Origin of the sequence: Metabacillus herbersteinensis, from assembly GCF_042433335.1 — a bacterium.
Taxonomy (GTDB): Bacteria; Bacillota; Bacilli; order Bacillales; family Bacillaceae; genus Metabacillus; species Metabacillus herbersteinensis.
In genome coordinates this window covers 43591-62850 of the sequence record NZ_JBHLVO010000026.1, presented here as the reverse complement: position 1 = coordinate 62850, position 19260 = coordinate 43591, and the positions used below count along the sequence as shown (strand labels likewise).

At 36.7% G+C, this 19260-nt stretch carries 19 protein-coding genes and 1 pseudogene; 10 read left to right on the top strand and 10 right to left on the bottom strand.

The window, feature by feature from the left end; all coding sequences use genetic code 11:
• Positions 1–22 precede the first annotated feature (22 nt).
• Complete coding sequence (locus ACFFIX_RS21335) at positions 23–907, bottom strand: superoxide dismutase (protein WP_378937673.1); 885 nt, start codon at positions 905–907, stop codon at positions 23–25.
• Positions 908–1089: 182 nt separating this feature from the next.
• On the opposite strand from ACFFIX_RS21335, the gene ACFFIX_RS21330 reads away from it, so the two are divergent.
• Positions 1090–2499: a M48 family metallopeptidase gene (locus ACFFIX_RS21330; RefSeq protein WP_378937671.1), complete on the top strand. Its 1410-nt coding sequence runs from the start codon at positions 1090–1092 to the stop codon at positions 2497–2499.
• 76 nt (positions 2500–2575) lie between these two features.
• Here ACFFIX_RS21330 and ACFFIX_RS21325 read toward each other — a convergent pair whose 3' ends face one another.
• On the bottom strand, positions 2576–2704 hold the full coding sequence (locus ACFFIX_RS21325) for a DUF2500 family protein (protein ID WP_378937669.1): 129 nt from the start codon (positions 2702–2704) through the stop codon (positions 2576–2578).
• Positions 2705–2777: 73 nt separating this feature from the next.
• Positions 2778–4652, bottom strand: a complete 1875-nt coding sequence (shc, locus tag ACFFIX_RS21320) for a squalene--hopene cyclase (RefSeq protein WP_378937667.1) — start codon at positions 4650–4652, stop codon at positions 2778–2780.
• A gap of 234 nt (positions 4653–4886) precedes the next feature.
• Between shc and ACFFIX_RS21315 the strand changes: the two genes are divergently transcribed.
• Both ACFFIX_RS21315 and ACFFIX_RS21310 read left to right on the top strand, forming a co-directional pair.
• Positions 4887–5654: a class II aldolase/adducin family protein gene (locus tag ACFFIX_RS21315; protein ID WP_378937665.1), complete on the top strand. Its 768-nt coding sequence runs from the start codon at positions 4887–4889 to the stop codon at positions 5652–5654.
• A 141-nt stretch (positions 5655–5795) separates the two neighbouring features.
• Positions 5796–6002 carry a DUF6501 family protein gene (locus ACFFIX_RS21310; protein WP_378937663.1) on the top strand — a complete coding sequence of 69 codons (207 nt, stop codon included), beginning with the start codon at positions 5796–5798 and terminating at the stop codon, positions 6000–6002.
• Between the two features lie 80 nt (positions 6003–6082).
• Here ACFFIX_RS21310 and ACFFIX_RS21305 read toward each other — a convergent pair whose 3' ends face one another.
• Positions 6083–7567 carry an aldehyde dehydrogenase family protein gene (locus ACFFIX_RS21305; RefSeq protein WP_378937661.1) on the bottom strand — a complete coding sequence of 495 codons (1485 nt, stop codon included), beginning with the start codon at positions 7565–7567 and terminating at the stop codon, positions 6083–6085.
• A gap of 269 nt (positions 7568–7836) precedes the next feature.
• On the opposite strand from ACFFIX_RS21305, the gene ACFFIX_RS21300 reads away from it, so the two are divergent.
• From ACFFIX_RS21300 to abc-f, 3 genes are all read left to right on the top strand, one after another.
• Positions 7837–8358 carry a GNAT family N-acetyltransferase gene (locus ACFFIX_RS21300; protein WP_378937659.1) on the top strand — a complete coding sequence of 174 codons (522 nt, stop codon included), beginning with the start codon at positions 7837–7839 and terminating at the stop codon, positions 8356–8358.
• 121 nt (positions 8359–8479) lie between these two features.
• Positions 8480–8614, top strand: a complete 135-nt coding sequence (locus tag ACFFIX_RS21295; RefSeq protein ID WP_378937657.1) for an RAxF-45 family protein — start codon at positions 8480–8482, stop codon at positions 8612–8614.
• A 166-nt stretch (positions 8615–8780) separates the two neighbouring features.
• Entirely contained in the window at positions 8781–10661 is a 1881-nt protein-coding gene (gene abc-f, locus ACFFIX_RS21290; RefSeq protein WP_378937654.1) for a ribosomal protection-like ABC-F family protein, read from the top strand.
• A 62-nt stretch (positions 10662–10723) separates the two neighbouring features.
• Here the strand turns inward: abc-f and ACFFIX_RS21285 are convergent, their stop codons facing one another.
• Entirely contained in the window at positions 10724–11176 is a 453-nt protein-coding gene (locus ACFFIX_RS21285) for a cupredoxin domain-containing protein (protein WP_378937652.1), read from the bottom strand.
• Between the two features lie 168 nt (positions 11177–11344).
• On the opposite strand from ACFFIX_RS21285, the gene proC reads away from it, so the two are divergent.
• Positions 11345–12151 (top strand): pyrroline-5-carboxylate reductase, encoded by an 807-nt coding sequence (gene proC, locus ACFFIX_RS21280; protein ID WP_378937650.1) that lies wholly within the window; start codon positions 11345–11347, stop codon positions 12149–12151.
• Positions 12152–12231: 80 nt separating this feature from the next.
• Here the strand turns inward: proC and ACFFIX_RS21275 are convergent, their stop codons facing one another.
• Positions 12232–13170 carry an LCP family protein gene (locus ACFFIX_RS21275; protein WP_378937649.1) on the bottom strand — a complete coding sequence of 313 codons (939 nt, stop codon included), beginning with the start codon at positions 13168–13170 and terminating at the stop codon, positions 12232–12234.
• 141 nt (positions 13171–13311) lie between these two features.
• On the opposite strand from ACFFIX_RS21275, the pseudogene ACFFIX_RS21270 reads away from it, so the two are divergent.
• Positions 13312–13452: pseudogene (locus ACFFIX_RS21270) on the top strand (DUF1499 domain-containing protein); the annotation flags it as partial.
• Between the two features lie 60 nt (positions 13453–13512).
• Here the strand turns inward: ACFFIX_RS21270 and ACFFIX_RS21265 are convergent.
• Positions 13513–13722 carry a cold-inducible protein YdjO-related protein gene (locus tag ACFFIX_RS21265; protein ID WP_378937646.1) on the bottom strand — a complete coding sequence of 70 codons (210 nt, stop codon included), beginning with the start codon at positions 13720–13722 and terminating at the stop codon, positions 13513–13515.
• Positions 13723–14007: 285 nt separating this feature from the next.
• On the opposite strand from ACFFIX_RS21265, the gene ACFFIX_RS21260 reads away from it, so the two are divergent.
• Entirely contained in the window at positions 14008–14976 is a 969-nt protein-coding gene (locus ACFFIX_RS21260) for a ring-cleaving dioxygenase (RefSeq protein WP_378937644.1), read from the top strand.
• A gap of 52 nt (positions 14977–15028) precedes the next feature.
• Here ACFFIX_RS21260 and ACFFIX_RS21255 read toward each other — a convergent pair whose 3' ends face one another.
• The gene (locus tag ACFFIX_RS21255) at positions 15029–16264 is read right to left on the bottom strand and encodes a DUF418 domain-containing protein (protein ID WP_378937642.1); all 1236 of its coding nucleotides are present in this window, start codon (positions 16262–16264) and stop codon (positions 15029–15031) included.
• A 257-nt stretch (positions 16265–16521) separates the two neighbouring features.
• Between ACFFIX_RS21255 and ACFFIX_RS21250 the strand changes: the two genes are divergently transcribed.
• Positions 16522–17145 carry a CAP domain-containing protein gene (locus tag ACFFIX_RS21250; protein WP_378937640.1) on the top strand — a complete coding sequence of 208 codons (624 nt, stop codon included), beginning with the start codon at positions 16522–16524 and terminating at the stop codon, positions 17143–17145.
• Between the two features lie 105 nt (positions 17146–17250).
• On the opposite strand, the gene ACFFIX_RS21245 is transcribed toward ACFFIX_RS21250, so the two are convergent.
• Together ACFFIX_RS21245 and ACFFIX_RS21240 are read right to left on the bottom strand one after the other, a co-directional pair.
• A complete protein-coding gene (locus ACFFIX_RS21245) occupies positions 17251–17721 on the bottom strand; it encodes a hypothetical protein (RefSeq protein ID WP_378937639.1) in 471 nt (156 codons plus the stop codon).
• A gap of 155 nt (positions 17722–17876) precedes the next feature.
• Entirely contained in the window at positions 17877–19235 is a 1359-nt protein-coding gene (locus tag ACFFIX_RS21240) for an MFS transporter (RefSeq protein ID WP_378937638.1), read from the bottom strand.
• Between the last annotated feature and the right edge of the window lie 25 nt (positions 19236–19260).

Sequence of the window (19260 nt, the reverse complement as noted above, 5' to 3'; positions counted from 1 at the left end):
TTTTTTATTTACAGCTTTGGTCTTAGTAAGGCTGCCACTTAAGCTTCGAAGCCTCTGCATATCTCTTTTCCACTTCTGGCCAGTTAACAAGCTTCCACCAGTTGTCTACATATTTTTCGCGTTCGTTTTTATATTGAAGATAATAAGCATGCTCCCAAACATCTAGCACGAGAAGCGGGATAACATCCCATTGGCTTAGGTTTTGGTGCTTTTCAGCTTGAAGGATTTCTAGTCGATGGGACCGAGGTGACCAAACTAAAAGCGCCCAGCCGACAGCTTCAACATTTTTGGCAGACTCTGAGAAGTGCTTTTTAAACTTATCATAGCTACCAAATGAAGAGTTGATTTCTTTTGCAAGCTTTCCTGATGGTTTTCCTCCACCGTTAGGGCTCATGATCGTCCAGAAGATCGTATGCAAATAATGGCCTGCTCCATGAAAGGCTGCTTCTCTTTCCCAGTGTTTGATTAAGTCATAGTCATTACGTTCTCTGGCCTTTTTCATTTCTTTTTCAGCTTTGTTCAAGCCTTTCACATAACTAGCATGGTGTTTATCATGATGAAGTTGCATGATTTCACGGCTTATTGTTGGTTCTAAAGCGTTGTAAGAATAGGGAAGGGGAGGTAAAGTGTGCTCTCCAACTGGGACAGTATCTTCGATCATAACTCTTTCAATGTTTTCATCAACGATGTGATTCTGATTTGTAAGTAGCTCGAATTGAGAATACAAAGAATTTGCACGCTCATAAAGAATTGTATCTGAGTGACTTGTACCTTTGTCGTTCATATCATTTTTAAACTGAAGTAGTTCTCGTTTAAAGTCTGAACCATCCTCTGCAGAAAGTGCTTGATAATTTTGTAAAAGTAAATCAGCCCAACTCATTAAAGATGAAATGTAGTTTTCGTTCACGGTTCGCCCTCCTTTTTTAGGTCGCATGACACTATATGACTAGGAAAAGCCTAAGGTTCATAACAGACCTTTAACAAACAATTTGTATTTTTAAAGGATTGCGAAAAAAACTCTTTTTCAATTCTTATTATTGGTTTAAAATATGTATCAGCTTGTGAAATTTTATTTAACAGGAGGGCGCTATGCCAAATCTTATTTATCGCAAAGAACGAGTCTACTTTGCGCTACTCATTCTTTTTAGTCTTCCGCTTTATTTCCTTTTACTTCTTTCTGGTATTGGCATCATACTTTTATTTTTATTAGTTGCCTTACCCTTAGTGGCATTTTTTACTTCACTGGCCACGATTCGTACAAATGGTGTTAAAGTCACTAAAACTCAATTTCCAGAAATGCACCAGATGGTTACTGAAGTAAGTGAAAAAATGGGAATTCAAGTAGTACCAGACGTGTACATCATTCAATCGGAAGGACTTCTCAATGCGTTTGCAACAAAGTTCTTTCGTCGAAATATGATTGTCTTGTATTCCGAAATTGCTGATCTTTTTGTATTAGAGGCAAAGGGGGAGCTCCAATTTGTTATTGCACACGAACTCGCACACATAAAACAAAATCATATTTTAAAGAATTTATTAATTTTACCTGGTAACTGGATTCCATTTTTGAGTCAAGCTTATTCAAGAGCATGTGAATATACATGTGATTCGATGGCAGCATATTATACAAAAAACCTCGAGGCTTCAAAGCAAGCATTAACGGTTTTAGCAATTGGAAAGAGCTTGTATCATCAGGTTGATGTAAAGGAATATTTACTTGAGGCTAGCAAAGAACAAAATGTGTTTGCATGGATAGGGGAAAAATTCTCTACCCATCCATTTCTTCCAAAAAGAATAAACCATTTAGAAGAACAGTTTGGACAATCTTACAATATAAACTTTAGGACCTCGAATAAAGTAAGATTAGTGCTTGCGACCATAGTGTTCCTGTTTGTACTTGTTACGGTGGGTTCATTTTTTGCATTTCAAGCTTTTCAAAGCACAACCTTATACAGTGATTTTTCTCTCGGATCAAAGGATACGACTCAACTAATGCTAGCTGCGTCAGAAGGCGATATAGAAAAAGCGCAACAACTAATAGAAGCTGGTGCTGATGTAAATGCACAAGATGCAGATGGATGGACTGCCTTGCATTTTGCAGTTATGTGGAATCTATATGATTATGAAGAGTATGGTTATGAAGAGGAAGACGAACTTGCTCCAACGGTTAATGAGAACATGGTTAGACTGTTGCTTGAAAATGGCGGAGATCCTAACCTCAAAACGAACGAGGAAGAAACGATACTGTTAACGATTGTTGATAACGGTATGATCGACTTACTGGATTTGCTGTTAAAACACGGAGCAGATGTAAATATAAACGATAGCTATGGTGATACCGCATTAATTCGAGCTGTGTATATGGAAGATGCTCAGTTTGTTGAAAAACTGCTTGAAGCGGGAGCAGAAAAAGCACTCGCAAATGATGAAGGCTTAACAGCAGTGGAGATAGCGGAAGACTTAGAAGTTAAAGAGATAGAACAGATTCTAAAATATTAAGAGAAAGGCAGACCTTGTTAGATTCAAAGGTCTGCTTTTTTCATTTGACCAATTAAGTAGTCAGACTTAATTATCCTTAAAACCTCTTAAATTCCTTAAATCGAGTACCTTGATAGGTTAATTCACCTTCATCACCTTCGACAACCACACCTGATACATCTGCCTTTACTTGAAGCTCTATTCGATTATCTTCGCTTTCTAGCATAAAGACACCTCCTTGATAATGGGTATTATGACAAATTCTATCATGAAGAAACTAGTATAAATAGTAGTAGAAATTATTTTTTTAAATAATGAGCGATCGTTAATAATGGAAAAATCTTATTATAGCTATGATATCGAATATAAAACTGCCCTGGTAAGCCAATTCCTGTTGGATAGGATAATGATTCTTCTTCCCATTTCTGATTTATTAATTGAAGCATTCCTTTCATTACTGAAGGTTCCTGCTTTTCACTGCTAGATAGAAGTGTATCTAGTGCCCAGGCGGTTTGTGAAGGAGTACTAAATGGAAGAGGAACGTATTGCTTCATTTCACTACTTTGACAAGACTCACCCCAGCCACCCTTCATTCCCTGAACAGATTTAATCCATTGTATGGCCTTTTTAATATGAGGATCTGATTTAGGTACCCCCACAGCACGCAAACCTGTAACAGCTGCCCAAGTTCCGTAAAGATAACAAACACCCCATCTCCCATACCAGGATCCGTCTTTTTGTTGATTTTGAAAAAGCCAGTTCACTGCAGCACTAATACTTGGATGTTTCATTGTTAAGCCTGCGAAATTTCCAAAGTATTCTAGGACTCGACCAGTTAAATCTGCAGTTGACGGATCGATTGCAGCATCTTTTGCATTTTCAAGTGGAATGTAAGTTAATAGGTAAGAATCTGTATTTTTTTCAAAGGCTGCCCAACCACCGTCTTGATTTTGCATCGAGAGAAGGTAGTTGGTACCTCTATGCCAAGCCTCTCTAGCCTCATGATTAGTTACAGCATATTTAGTTATCGCCCGTAATGCTGCAGACGTGTCATCATTATCAGGGTTTAGAGAATTTATATCCGAAAAGCCCCATCCTCCTGGTGGAACAAGAGAATTGTGCACAACCCAATCTCCCCGTTTATCGTGTTGCTTATGAAGCAAATAAGTAGTAGATTTCTTAATCATAGAATGAGAAATCGGAACACCTGCTTCTTGAAGGGTATATGAAATTAAAGAGGTGTCCCAAACAGTAGATGTGGAGTTTTCAAGATGCTTATTTTTTCCACAGGTTGTTACCAGCGTTTTTACACCTTGGATTGCTTGCTGAATTTGTGGTGATGTTTTTTCATATCCAAGTGCTAGCAATGCATAAATCATGAAAAACGTTGCACTTGCATAACTGTAAAGCGTACCATCCTTTTCAATTCGAGCAGTCATGTATCGCTCAGCATAGCTATAGCCTAGCCGGTGGAAATATGCAGGAAAGTGCGCTAGCTTTTGCATCTCCTTTGTAAAGATGTCTGTCACTGAACGATCATGATGATACAGTTCCCATGTATTATTTCTATCGTGAGAGATAAATAGGTGATCTAATTTAGGTGAATGATCATGTTTAAGTGAAAACTTTTTGTTTGCGACGATCATCATTGGAATAAAGTGAATTCTTGCATAGGTGCTGAATTGAAAAAAGTTAATTGGGAAGGAAGGAGGAATGAGTAAAAAACTCATAGGAATATAAAATAATTTTGGCCAAGGAAATAGTCCGTTTGCGGCCAACATCCACTTAGTCATAAAGTGCGTCTTGCCAAGTCCACCATTTTCACGAATAAACATCTCAGCTTTTTTCATGTTCAAATCATTTTTCTTGTAGTGGCCAGAAACTAATAATGCACTATAGGCTTGGACTGTTGCAGTCAGGTTGCCAAATTCCTCATTAGGATAGACTTTCCAAGATCCATTATTTGTTTGGAGACTTATTATTCGATTCACAGAGCCCTTTATGAGATTTTCATCATGTATATCTAACCCTTTTAACGTCATTAGTAGGAAAGCATCTGTCATAGGTCCACCTTCAAAACAAAAATTCCAAGAACCATCTTCATTCTGATTTTCGTTTAATTCATCAACCATGGTTTTAAGTGCTTCTTTCGCTAACCTCTCGATTTGTTCCATAAGGCTTCACCTCAAAATAATGGGTATGCTATTTTCAGTGAATTTATGATGAAAAGAAAAGCAAGTGACTAATTCAAAAATGAATTAATTTATTCAAGAATGAATTAAAAAGATTATGAAATTCAAGATTATAGCGATCTTTTGTCTAAAACAATCGTATTAGTTGTAGGTTCAATATGGCATGAAAATTGCATGATGTAAGGGAGTAGATCTTTAATGTGAAAGGTGGATTATATGACTTCTGTAATGAAATTAAACTTTAAGCCTCCAGTATTCAATTCCAATGATGAAGAAAGACAGCATTTAAAGCAAAAACTTGCGGGTGCGTTTCGGTTATTTTCAAAATTTGGTTTTGACGAAGGAGTTGCTGGTCATATTACAGCTAGAGATCCAGAGAAAAAAGATCATTTTTGGGTAAATCCTTTTGGAATGCATTTTAGTCAAATTAAGGCTTCCGATTTAATCCTCTGCGATCATGAAGGAAATGTTGTAGAAGGTGAATTACCAGTTAACCGCGCCGCTTTTGCGATTCATTCTCAAATTCACGCAGCACGACCTGATGTCATTGCTGCCGCACATGCCCATTCAATTTATGGAAAGTCTTGGTCATCACTAGGGCGATTATTAGATCCGATTACTCAGGATGCTTGTGCATTTTATAATGATCATTCTTTATTTGATGATTACACGGGAATTGTTTTAGAAGTTGAAGAGGGTAGACGCATTGGCAAAACACTAGGAAGTTCCAAGGCATGTATTTTGAGAAATCATGGTTTGTTAACTGTTGGTAACACAGTGGATGAAGCAGCTTGGTGGTTCATTACAATGGAGCGTTCCTGCCAAGCACAGCTGATAGCAGAATCAGCAGGTACTCCAGTATTGATCGAAACCACGAGTGCTGAGGTTACTAGCAAGCAAGTTGGTTCTTCAGATGCAGGCTGGTTTCAATTTCAACCATTATGGAATCGAATCCTAAAGGAACAGCCAGATTTAGTTGATTAATCTGATTTTTGATAGTTTTGTGAGACGAAGAAAATGTTTCTTCGTCTTTTTACTATAGATAAACACGCATTCAAATTCAATGTTGGCATGAAAGGGTGAACTCTATATAATAGAAGGAAACACAATAAGGGGTCGATAAACATGATACATAAAACATGGCAAGAAACTACAGCAGCAAAGCAGGTTAAATGCGTACATACGAATGCTGAAAAATATATGGTAAACAGAGCGCTAACAAGTGGAAAGACATACTCAGTTCAGAACGAAACAGAAGAGTTTTATTTTGTCATCGATAACACTGGAAAAGTTGGAGGTTACTACAAAGACTACTTTGAAGACATAAAGTAACTTTTATCTTTTTATTGCGTCAAAGTGGCTACGCACCAAAGTAAAGGACCTATTCGTCGAATAGGTCCTTTTTGTCTCATTTATTTCAAGCTAATCCAAACACTCTTAACTTCAGTATAGTTTGCTAATGCATAGGAGCCCATTTCACGGCCAATTCCTGATTGCTTGTATCCACCAAATGGGGATGCTGCATCAAAAACGTTGTAACAGTTTACCCATACAGTACCAGCACGTAGTTTACTAGAAACATAGTGTGCATTTGCAATGTCACGAGTCCACAATCCAGCTGCAAGACCATAATCACTTTGATTTGCACGATTAATCACTTCATCTATATCATCAAACGGCATGGCAGCAATAACTGGTCCGAAAATTTCTTCTTTTGCAATTGTCATTTCTTCATTAACATCTGCAAAAATTGTAGGAGAAACATAGTATCCTTGATCATATGGGGTTCCGCCACCAGCTACCATTTCCGCACCCTCGTGTACACCTTTTTCAATATAGCTTAGTACACGATTTTGTTGCTCTTGTGATACAAGTGGTCCAATTTGTGTTTCAGGATCTAAGCCAGCTCCCTGACGAATATTTTTAGCATGTAATGCCATATCGGCTACAACGTTATCGTATTGTTTCTTTTGAATATAAACACGAGAACCTGCACAGCAAACCTGACCTTGATTAAACATTACGCCACTTAAAGCACCAGGAATTGCTTTTGATAAATCTGCATCTGGGAGAATAATATTTGGTGACTTCCCACCAAGCTCTAATGTGAGGCGTTTCATTGTTTTAGCGGCATTTTGCATAATAAGCTTGCCAACTTCTGTTGAACCAGTAAATGCAATTTTGTTTACGAGAGGATGATCAACCAAAGCTCCTCCTGCTGTTTCACCGAAACCAGGAACAATATTTACAACACCGGCAGGGAAGCCAGCTTCTTCAAAAAGTTCGGCAAGAAATAAAGCCGATAGTGGTGTTTGTTCAGCTGGTTTTAATACAATTGTACAACCTGTCGCAAGAGCTGCACCCATCTTCCACATGGCCATCAGCAATGGGAAGTTCCAAGGGATGATTTGACCAACAACCCCTACAGCCTCATGGCGTGTATAGTTAAAGTGTGGTCCACTTACTGGAATCGTTTGACCAACAATTTTTGTTGACCAACCTGCATAGTATCGCATATGTTCGATTGCTAAAGGAACATCAGCATTCATTGTTTCTTGAATTGGCTTCCCATTATCTAATGTTTCTAATTGAGCAAGTAATTCCTTGTTTTCTTCCATTAAATCTGCAAGCTTATACATGAGTCTGCTTCTTTCAGCAGCACTCATTCTTGACCAAGGCCCCTCATCAAATGCTTTACGAGCAGCTCTTACCGCTAAATCAATGTCTTCCTCGCACGCTTCATATACTGTTGCTAACGTTTCTCCTGTTGCTGGATTAGGGGTATCAAATGTTTTGTTCGACTGACTTTCTACGAATTTACCATCAATATAAAGCTTTTTCGTTCCAGTTAAAAATCCTTCAAGTCGTTCATTGACATTTAGTGCTAGCTTCGTCATACACAAACCTCCTAAGTTTTAGTTGCGCTTTATGTAGAGAAATCTAGGTGATGGTTAGTTACTAGAGATAGTAGAGGCGTTAGAGAAGAATGCTGTTGTGAATAGTTGTCGGATTGGAAAACGCTTACAAATTGTATATTAACCCATTTTTCGAAAGATTTCAATAAATAGGTATTTTTTCAAGAAAAAAATTCAAACGCAATGACCTTATAAAGAAGTTAGTATACACTAGAATAAGCATTTATTTATGTATGAAGGGAATTCTGTTCATGGAAAAAATGACAACAAGAACTGCTACTATCGAAGATTTACCCAGAATAGTTGAGATTTATAATTTGTCTATTCCAGGAAGGTTAGCAACTGCTGATACAGAAACTGTTTCAGTGGATAGCAGAGAAGAATGGTTTTATCAACACAGTGAAAATCACCGCCCACTAAGGGTAGCAGAAAGAAATGGGACCATTTATGGCTGGCTTAGTTTTCAATCATTTTATGGAAGACCGGCATATGTTGGTACAGCAGAATTAAGTATTTACATCGATCCAACTATGCAAGGTAAGGGCTTAGGGCGACTTTTTTTAAAGTTAGCAATAGAAGATTGTTCTCGGTTAAAGATAAAAACATTACTTGGATTCATATTTGGTCATAACAAAACAAGCTTAAAATTATTTAATCAATTCGATTTTGAAACATGGGGCTTACTTCCTAATGTGGCAGAGCTTGATGGTATTGAAAGAGATCTTATTATTGTCGGTAGGAAAGTGAGTGAAATAAAGGAAGCCCTTGTATAAGGGCTTCAAACTTACATCGAATCAATTACAAAAAAAGTATTTGGCATATATTTCAAAAATCAAGTTAATTCGTTTATAATATAATAATAAGGAAAATTAATCGGGTGGGAGGTGAGAAGAGATGAATCATTCTGTAGCTGCACGTGCAAAATTTCTAGATTATATTTATATTTGTCGTGCAATTTTTCATGCAATTGTTACTAACGGGATACGTATGCCCTTTTTTAACAATTTCATAGTTACTACAGAATGTTAAGCCATCTCTTTTTCACCTACTACGTAAGTATATATGTAAAGGAGAGGACTCTTCATTGTCCTCTCTTTTTTGTGCAAAAAACCGTGGGTAAGAAGTGTCTTATCTATGGTTTTTTTGTTTCGTAAATATTAAAATTATTCAGTTAATAAAATGGAGGTTTCATAAAATGATTATTTGCTCGATAAATGAAATAAGTAAATCTTTTGGTGGTCAACTGGTAATTGATCAATTATCGTTAGAATTACAAGAAAATGATCGAATTGGACTTGTTGGACGAAATGGAAGTGGAAAGACAACGATATTCAAACTGATCGCAGGAAGTGAACAAGTAGATAAAGGTGTAATTCATAAAAGAAAGGGATTAAAGGTAGGTTACCTAGCCCAAATTCCAACTTTTTCAGCTGATGCAACAACAAAGGATGTATTGTTAACGGCTTTCACACAGCTGATGGAGATGGAAAGTAAGTTAAAACAACTTGAAAATGAGATGATAGATAAAAATGATGATCAGATCCGACTTTTGCTCAAAGAATATGGAGAGATTCAGGAGCGCTTTACATTTTTAGGAGGATACACAATGGAAACAGAGCTGCAAAAAGTGGTGAATGGGTTGCAAATAGAAGATTTAATATCAAAACCCTTTAATCACTTAAGTGGGGGTGAGCAAACGAAGGTTTGCCTCGGATTAATGCTCTTACAAAGTCCAGATCTGTTACTACTTGACGAACCAACGAATCATCTTGATATTTTTGCAGTAGAATGGCTCGAAAAATTTCTTAAGGAGTACCTAGGAACTGTTGTGATTATCTCACATGATCGTTATTTTCTAGATGAGGTAGCAACAAAAATCTTTGATTTGGAAGATGGAGAAGTGACGGTTTATCATACGAATTACACGAATTTTATTAAAGAAAGACAAGAAAAACTACTTCATGAATTTCAAGCTTATCAAGAGCAACAGAAAAAAATAAAGAAAATGAAAGAAGCAATTAAACGGTTAAGGGAGTGGGCTAATCAAGCAAATCCACCAAACGAGGGACTTCATAAGCGGGCAAGGAATATGGAAAGAGCACTCGAAAGAATGGAGAAGTTTAAGAAGCCTGTATTAGATAGAAAGAAAATGGGACTGCTTTTTGATACAGGTAACCGCAGTGGAAAAGATGTTTTTAGATTAGGAGAAGTAACAAAATCATTTGATCAAAAATTACTTTTTAATCGCATAAAATTAGAAATTTTTCACAAAGATCGAGCAGCAATCGTTGGTCAAAATGGGACAGGAAAATCAACGATTTTAAAATTCTTATTAGGTGAAATTGTACCTGATGAAGGAAAGGTACAGATTGGCAGCAATGTTCGAATTGGATATCTTTCACAGCATCTACGAGGGGCCAAGCCAACTCAAACTGTAATAGAGTGTTTTAGAGATGAGGTGAAAATGACAGAAGGAGACGCAAGACATGTTCTTGCAAGATTTTTATTTTTTGGGGCAAATGTTTATAAGAAAATTGATGGGTTAAGTGGTGGAGAGCTAATGAGATTAAGACTTGCTCAATTAATGCATCAAGATGTAAATGTTTTAGTACTCGACGAGCCAACCAATCACTTAGATATTGATTCACGAGAAGTGTTAGAGGAAGCACTAGAAGAATTTGAAGGTACAATCCTTGCTGTTTCTCATGACCGATATTTTCTAAACAAATTATTTAAGAAAACATATTGGCTGAAAAATCAAGAGTTATATGCATTTAACGGTCCATACCAGTGGGCCAAGCAGAAGCTAGATGAACAACTATTGAAAATAGGTGAAAAATCTGAACCGAAGATAGAAAGAGAGAGGGCTAAGGTTATCAAAAAGAGTTTTCAAGCCCCTGATAAAGAGATTGAAGACTTTTTAGAAAGAGTTGAACAAGATCTTTTCATCATCGAAAGAGACATGAATAATGAGAAGGACTTAAGCAAACTGCAAGATCTACAAGCAAGAAGAGATGAAAAGGAATTGGTTCGAAATGAATTATACGATCAGTTGTCAGCTCTACTAAAAGAATAAAATGTTATAACTGAATTGAGCAAGAATTATGAAGAGACCTTTTTAAAGGTCTCTTCAAGTCGTTAATCGACGACAATATAAGCAATCATAGGAATACCGTGTTCGGAAGTAGAGTGAGTATCACAGATAAGCCGATAGGTTCCTTCTTCTTTAAAATTTAAATTTACGACTGTTTCTTGTCCTTTTTTAACAACACCTTTTATTGAAGTGCCTTCAATATAGAAAGGGTGTTCTTCGCCGTTAACCCCAACTATACTTAACGTAACATCGTTATTTTTTTCAAGAAGGATGGTTCCAGGATCAAAGCGGTAAGCTTCAATTTCTTTCCCATCAGCGGTTTTGGATTTAAACTCTCCCGTCACCATGTTGATTTCCAATTTCTTTTCTTCTGTATCAACTGACTTTGATGTTGTGATGATTGATTCAGAGCTTAATAGATACCAACCACCAAAACCGACAATAAAGCTAGCTACGATCATATACAGCCATTTCCTTTTAATAACAAATAAGCGCAAGTTAATCCCCCTTTTAGCCTGTCTTCTATCACTATATGCAGGATGGGGTACCATACTTGTCTTTTTTTATTTAAAATAAAATTCAAGTCATGGTTTAATTGAATACGCTGGTGATATGTGAAAAAATAAGAATTACACAATGATTCAATTAAGTAGAGAGAAGAGGCAATGGAAGTGAAACCAACGATGTTATTAATCGGAGCCGGAAGAATGGCCGAAGCCATTATATCCGGATTAGTAAATACCAGTAGAAATAATATAGAAGATATCTTTGTATCAAATCGTTCGGATAAACAAAGGCTAAAATTACTTCAAGAAAAATACCAGGTAGTGCCTGTTGAAGACTGGAAATCCACTGTGGATAAGGCTAACATAATTGTCTTAGCCATGCCTCCAGAAGCCCATGAACTTATCCTAGAAGAGCTTAGTGAGCTGATAGATAACCAGTTTATTGTAACAATTGCCGCAGGAATGGGGCCAACTAAGTTGGAAAGGAAATTACCTTCTAACACAGCTGTAGCATGGATAATGCCTAATACCGCAGCAGAAATAGGCGAATCCATTTCGTTGTATTGCTTTGGAAAACATGTAGAAGATTCATATTTAAGTCATTTAAAGCTCCTATTAAACGCTATAGGAGAGTCTCAGCTTTGCACAGAGCAACAAATTCATGACCTAACCGCAATAACGGGAAGTGCACCAGCATTTTTCTATCTCTTTACAGAATCGCTAATTGAAAAGGCTCAAGAATACGGGATCTCCAAGGAAGTTGCTAAGAATTTAGTCAGCCAAATGATGTATGGATCAGCGTCGATGCTTAAGGCCGGAAAACAGCCCAGCGAACTTCGTGAACAAGTAACAACTCCAGGTGGAGCAACTGCAGAAGGATTAAAGGTGTTGGACAATGGGGATTTCAGCAAATTGATTAGCGATGCGGTCGTTGCAACTAATCATAAGGCGCGAGGGAATACATGAGAATTGAAGTAAGAAGTATCGATAGGATCCAAGAGAATAAAAAAGGTCTGATCAAGGTAAAATCCCTGTCAGACCTTTACTTATTTAGATAAAAATTCCTGGATAGCTGTACTGTTTTTCTCAAAATCGAGATCAAGGACTGCTCCAGCGCCACTGTATCTTTCGTTCGTGTATCCATTATCAACAGGAATACGTAAGGTTTCAATAGTACTTGCGCCACCTGTAAGGACGTCTTTCCCAATAAACAAGGTATCGGTTGTTCCTATGTCAGTATTAACAAAAGGTGTTACTGCACCAACTAGCTTAGGTAGTTTTGTGACGCCGTCCAAGCTGATTAGTTGATCCTTAATCGCTTGAATGGCTTGTTGTTGACGTTCCACACGTCCAAAATCTCCTATTTTATCTTGTCTGAAACGAACATATCCTAATAGGTGCTCACCATCTAATCTTTGTAAACCTGGATTAATTGTTACACCAATCTTTTCAGACATCTGTTTTTCTACTTCAATTTCAACTCCGTCTGGAAATGCAACATCAATCATCTTTTCAAAACCTTGAAAATCAATTATTGCGTAATATTGCAGTTCAATACCAAAGTTTTCTTTAATCGTTTTACGTAATAAATCAGGACCACCTAAGGAAAATGCTGTGTTAATTTTATTTTTACCATGACCTGGAATATCAACATAAGAGTCTCTCATAATTGAGACTAGTTTAGGTTTTCCAGTGTTAGGATTATATTGAGCAATCATTATTGTATCCGATCGCGCCTGTTTTTCTCCTCTAGTATCACTTCCGAGTAGAAGGACATTTGTATTCCCATTTATATCTTCATTTCCATCAAAAACGTACTCTTCTTGTTGAATAGAAGTTTCACTCTTAGCTTGTTCAACCCCGTCTCGATACTGCCAATACATATAACCGACAAGTCCTACGAAGATGGTTAGTAAAGTGACAAAAGTTAAACCAAGCTTTCGAGCAAATTTCTTTTTGCGTTTTTTTTGTTTTTCAGTTCTCATAAAATATCCTTTCTCTACTTTCAGTTACTATCTATCTATTAGACTACCATTTTTTAAAAAGGTTGCAAGACCTTCCAAGGATCGTTAAACAGTAAACGTTGTTTTTATACTAGATTTTATGGAAAATATTATGATAGAGGAAATCAACTCATTCATGTTAGATCAGCTTCAAAAACAGGTTATTATGATATGGGAGTAAACCGGAAGAAGGTAAAACGTATGAAAGAATATTTAAATGAGGTGTACGAGGGAAGACATACGATGGACTTAGGAGAAATTTAAAGATATGTAAAATGAGGGTGGTTCAAAACCTATGAGCCACCCTCAGATACACGAATGAATTTATCCTTTTTTAAGACTAACTGCTGAAAAATTTTCTAATACTGGTAGGGTACGTTCGCCCTCAACCATTGTATGTCCACAAAGAGGACAGTGGGGTTCAGTATCAGATTTGAAATTATCTCTCATCCAACCATTACAGGTATCTGATGCACACTTCCAAATCTTCAGATTAACCTCTGGTGGTTTTTCTACTTGCTGCTGAAACCTCATTCAAACACATCCTTTAGTTAATGAGATTTAATCCTAGCTATATTATACACTAATTTCGAGAAAATATGTAGTGTTATTAGCAGATTGTTCCTTTTCTTAAGGAAGAAAGTATTAAAGATAAAGAAATTCAATCAATGTTCTACATGAATAAATTAAAGTTAAAAGTCAAAACGTATCCTTCGAGAGTCTTTTACCCAAATAGAGGAATTAAATAGGCTGGTATGATAAAATAAATACATTCGAGAATCTTGAATTCAAACTAAAAAAAGTCGGGAGTTATTAACAATGGAATTGTTAGGAAATCACCATGTTTCGGCTATGACAGCGGACGCATCTTTAAATTTAGAATTCTACACGAAAGTACTAGGAATGCGTCTTGTGAAAAAGACCGTCAATCAAGATGATACATCGGTTTATCACTTGTTTTACGGTGATGAAAAGGGAAATCCAGGAACAGAACTTACATTTTTTGAAATCCCTCGAGCAGCTAAAAATCATGAGGGAGTAAGTAGTATCTCAAGCATATCACTACGTGTAAGGGACAATCAGGCTCTCGCGTTTTGGAAGGAACAGTTTGGAAAGCTAATCATTCCTCATGAAGAGATCGTGGAAAGAGGAGGTCGTTTAACCTTAGCATTTCAAGATCCTGAAGGCCAACGACTACTTATGGTATCTGATCAGGAAAATAAAGGTGTAAAGGGTGGAACACATTGGAAGAACAGCCCAATTAGTGAGGAAAACGCAATTCGTGGTTTAGGTCCCATTCGTCTTACTGTTCGAAAACCTGAAAAAACAGTCGCGGTTCTAACAAATTTGCTAGGCTTTAGAGAAAAGGAAAGCTATGCGTCTTTAGTTCAAAATCAACCGGCTATCCGCGTTTTTGAGACTGGTGAGGGTGGATCTGGTGCTGAGGTTCATATAGAAGAAAGAAGTGACCTTCCATTTGAACGTCTAGGAAGAGGTGGAGTTCATCACGTTGCTTTCCGAGTAAAGGATGATGAAGAGCTTAAACAATGGATTGAACGAATTGCTGCAGCCGGTTTTCAACACTCTGGTTATGTTGATCGATTTTATTTCCACTCACTTTACTTTCGTGAGCCAAACGGAATTCTCTTTGAACTTGCAACAGATGGACCTGGGTTTGATACAGATGAACAGCTTGACTATTTAGGAGAAACATTAGCACTACCTCCATTCTTGGAGCCGAAACGTCAACAAATTGAAGCAAAATTAAAACCATTGAATACGAAATAGTAAAGATGGAGACATCGGTTGTCTCCATCTTTTGTTTGAACCTTGGATAAACTTATAAAGAGGTTTTCTTAAGCTTATCTGCTGCATCTTCTCTTTTAATTGGCTGAAAATAACCATAAGTTAAAGATCGCCATAACCATTCAAATGGGCCGAACCGATATTTTTTTAGCCACAGAAAACTTAACCACATCTGCAGTGGATAGATGATTAGACAAAGAATGGTGCCAGTTGTTAAACTGATTTTTCCGTAAAGTCCAAAACCGAGAAAAAGTATGAAACAGAGAATCGTTTGCAATAAATAGTTTGTTAATGCCATTTGTCCTGCATACCCGAGTGGGCGGAGTCTTTTTTGCCAACTTTCTTTTTTTAATAGTATCATTAGAGACGTTATGTAAAAGAAACAAAGACTTATTCCACTAAGACTTGTAAAAAGCTGTGTTGTTGCTGATTGTTTTACACCTAAGTCAATGATGCTTAGTTTTAGTAATGCTAAATATGTGACAAAAGGAAGACTTAATATAAGGGTAACAAGCCACGTTTTTCTCACAGTACTCCAATGAGGAGAATTTGGCTGAAATACTCCAATTTTCCCTGCGTATAATCCGAATAGAAACATGGCAAGTACCGGAATCATTGTAAATGGTAGTTGTGAAAGAATTGGGCCAATTTCTACACCTAATCGGTACGTAACCCATTCAATGTAACTAGCATTTGTATAGATGTTTACATACTCTGTTAAACCCTGCTCCGAATTGTGCATGTCTGCTTCAATTGCCTCTAACATCTCCGTAGGTACTAAAAAATGAATACTCATTAACGCATGAAAGACTATTAATAAACCAAAAGCCCAGTTAAGTAGTGTTTTTGTCTTTCTGTTATAAAACATAAGTAGCAAAAGCCCTGCGATAGCATAGGTGTGTAAAATATCTCCAAACCACATAAAAATTAAATGAAGAAGACCAAACAGTAAAAGAACGAGAACTCTCCGTGTGAACAATGCTTTGGTCTTAAGACCTTTTTGTTCTGCACGATTCATAAAGATATAAAAACCTAAACCAAATAAAAAAGAAAAAATTGTGAAAAATTTCATTTGAATAAAAAGTTGAAAAAATAAATCGACCCAAAAGTCGAATCCGGTTTCCTCTTTCTCCAATCCATTCATTTGAATGAAAAAATCTGGTGAGTGAAATGCTGGCATATTTACAAGAAATATCCCAAATAACGCAAAACCTCTAATAATGTCAATCGTCGGAATTCTTTCGGTAATTGAAATAGGTTTTGACTTCATCGTATATCCTCCTACTGTTATACATGTCTAAATTCTGCCCTCAATTGATAACTATACAGGAATATCGACTTATTCAGATAGTGACGATAGAAATAAAAATTGTCATATTTCTGAAGACGAATATTTAAATGTAAAAGAAAACTTTTACCTCTAAAAAAACTCTGAACAAAAAAAGTAAAATTAATGTATTCACAACAGGAAGAAAGATAACCCTAGTGAGGTAATAAAAATAACACAAACATATTGGAGGAAGTTAGATGTTCAGAAAACTAGCTTTAATCACAATGATTTTATGCTTGTCATTACCAGTTTTTTCACAAGCAGCAATTACAACATTTAAGGAGCCACCGTTTGAGTTTTATAAAGTATCTAAAGGGGATACGTTTTGGTACATAGCCCAGCGTTACGGATTAGATTTTCAACAATTAATGAAATTAAACCCTTCAGTAGAGCCACGTAATATGCAAATAGGCGAGGTTATCCGTTTAAAAGCTACAGCATCAAGTACAAGTAGCTTTGAAGAACAAGTTGCACAACTCGTTAATCAAGAAAGAGCAAAACAAGGATTGCGAGCGCTCACACACCGAGCAGATATTAAAAATGTAGCCGAGAAAAAGGCGCAAGACATGATTAATTCTAATTACTTCTCACATACAAGTCCTAATCATGGCTCACCTTTTGATATGTTAAAAACATTCGGAATTAGCTATTCAAGTGCAGGTGAAAATATTGCAAAAGGTCAAAAGACACCTCAAGAAGTTATGAATGCATGGATGAACTCACCAGGTCATCGTCAAAATATTTTAAAACCAGAGTATGACGCAATTGGAGTAGGTTTCTATCAGGGTGCTTGGGTTCAAATGTTTATTAAGGCAAGATGAATTTCAGGAGGAGAACCCCTACTAACTTGAGTAGGGGTTTTGTTTTTTGATCCAACTCTTCGGATGTTTGTATCAATATTTTTTTAATTGTGAATTATTCTTACCTTAGTACCTTATATGACCAATTGTAATACTAGCTTTTATAAAGCTTTCTCCCGTAACTGGAGAGTCAGCTAGTCTTCGTAATGTATAAAGTTGACCTATATGTGTCATCACATCTGCAAAAGGTCCTTGCAGAATTTGTTCAATTGTTAAAGTTGTTGGGAATTTATTTTGTGCTAAAGCTTCATCGAGTTGTTCTAACTGGTGATAAAACCTGTCAATTTCTTTCTCCCAACTTTGGACTTCGTTGTTTTGTTCATCCTTTATTTCAAAGGCAATGCAAGCAAGGGTAAGGACGTCGGACATATGGTGAAGAATTTCAAGCGGTTTTCGTACACCTTTGCCTGTTTCAAAATCAGGAAAGTTTTTAGGAATATTTGTAAGAGCTTTTGATGCTCTGAATGCTATTGTTGCAAGGTAATGTCGTAACAAATGGTTTTCCATTTTAAGATCAACTCCTTTTGGTATTATCATATCATTTCATGGAATAAAACTAGTTCTTTTAAACTCTTTTTAGATTAATAGATTTAACTTCTAAGACAAATAGTAAAGTAATTGATTTTGAAAGGAGAAAAATAAAAAGAGCGAAAAACACAGAAGAGTGTACCGGTCTCTCCTGTGTTTTTCGCTTAAGACTTATTCGATTTAGAATAAACAATAAAAGTAATGAAAGAACCTATAACTAAACATGATAGTCCTAAAAAGATATTTCGATAGCTCATCTCAGCTAATAGGTGGTCTTGCCAAACTAAAAGTAGTCCAGTTAGCGCAACACCAAATGCTCCCCCAAAGAACTGAATTAATTGAGCGATTCCCATCCCAGAGCCTAAATCCTCTTTATCTAATATTCTCGAAATCTCATTCGTTAAGCTAGAGGTTAATGCAGAGAACCCAGTACTCATAAACATATAGGTAAAGAGAATTGAATAAGGAGAAAGTGTTGTTAAAAATGAAAAAGATAACGTTGCAATAACCAAAAATATATGCCCTCCAAAGAGCAGTGGCATATTACCAAATTTATCGATTAACCTTCCGATAAATTGTGCGGCAATCGCCGAGAGGATAGCACCTGGAAAGATCATCAAGCCGATGGCAGCAGGTTGTTTATTAAATAAAACAGAAAGCATGATGGGCATCAAAAACAGGGTGGAGAAATGAGTGATGAATGCAGCAAACCCTACACCTAACAATTTTAAAAATAATTTATCTTTAAGAAGCCTTGGTTGTATAAAAGGAATATTCACGGAATGAATATGCTTCCATAAAAAAGCGATCGCAAGAATACTACCAAATAAGATAGGGTATGAAAACGTTGATAAAAAAATTAGAAAACCAGTTACACCTATTCCTGTCAAAATACTGCCTAAGGTGTCGAATTGGACCTTTTGTACGTCCTCAAATGGGAGCAGTTTCTTGAAAAGTGGCATTAAAAAGAAAACAAATCCTGTAACAGCAAATAAATAATTCCACCCTAATGATTGCGTAATAAATCCGCCAATTACTGGACCTAGTCCGAATCCTAAGGAGGCAGCCGATGCAATAAAAGACATCGCTCTCCCTCTTCTCGAAAGAGGAATGTATCTTCCTGCAAGTACCATCGCCAAACCAGGTACCGCCCCAGCCCCGGCCGCTTGTAAGACCCTGGCCCCTAACAAAAGGTAAAAATGGTTGGCGAAAAGACCGATGATCGATGAAATACCTAAAAGTGTTAACCCAATAGTTAACAACCTACCGATAGGAATAAAATCAGATAACCGACTATAGGTTAAAGTGGAGATGGCAAAGACAATTGAATAGCCTGAGACAATCCAGGAAGCAGTTGCAGAGGATAAGTTCAAGTCCTGCAACACACTCGGTAATGCCACATTAAACATGGTGGTGTTCATCACAACTAACCAGACCGTAAAGCTCCATAAAAGTACAATTTTGTTTTCTTGTAATGTTTCATGTTTATCACTCAAAGCGACAGGTGCAGCTATCGTTGACATGTTATCACCGCTTTTATCTTAAGGT